A 760-nucleotide genomic window follows, 5' to 3' on the forward strand; every position below is an offset into this window, starting at 1 on the left:
GAAAGTTGTGGAAACAATTGTTACAGATGATAAAGGTGAAGCCTTATCGAAACAACTTCCAGTTGGAAGCTATACATTAAAAGAAGTAGAAGCACCGAAAGGATATGAATTATCATCTAGTTCAGTTTCTGTTGATGTAGAGGCTAATAAAGTAGTGACTGTAGATGTGGTGAATAAAAAGATCTCCGAAAAAGTAACGGGTCAATTTGAAATCGTGAAAGTAGATGCAGAAGATAAAACGAAAGTATTATCAGATGCAGAATTCGAAGTGTATAAAGATGGTAAAAAAGTAGATACGTTACGAACAGATAAAACTGGTAAAGTAGTTTCGCAGAAATTAGAACCAGGAAAGTATACATTAAAAGAAACGAAAGCACCAGAAGGATATAAATTGTTAAAAGAAGAAATTGAAGTCGTTGTGGAAGCAAACAAGTTAGTAGAGGTACAAATAGAAAATGCGAAAGAACTAGGAAGCTTACAAGTAATCAAAAAGGATGCAGAGAGTGGAACAGTTCTAGCAGGTGCAGAATTTAAATTAAAGAACGAAGCTGGTCAAGTAGTTGGAGAAGCGAAAACAACGAATAAAGAAGGTGTTGTGAAATTCGAAAACTTAGTGCCAGGAAAGTACACGTTAGAGGAAACAAAAGCGCCAGAAGGTTATAAGGCGTTAGAAGTAACAGTAGAAGTAAACGTTGTAGCGAACGAAGTAGTAAAACAAGAAGTTACGAATGAAAAAGTAACAGGTCAATTTGAAATCGTG

Annotated in this window: 1 protein-coding gene; it reads left to right on the forward strand. The window is 35.3% G+C overall.

Features of this window, described 5'->3' with window-relative positions; all coding sequences use genetic code 11:
- A partial coding sequence (locus MR167_RS31565) for an MSCRAMM family protein (protein ID WP_255787511.1) occupies positions 1-760 on the forward strand: 760 nt, incomplete at both ends.

This window comes from Bacillus cereus group sp. BfR-BA-01355 (assembly GCF_022663675.1).
GTDB lineage: Bacteria > Bacillota > Bacilli > Bacillales > Bacillaceae_G > Bacillus_A > Bacillus_A thuringiensis_S.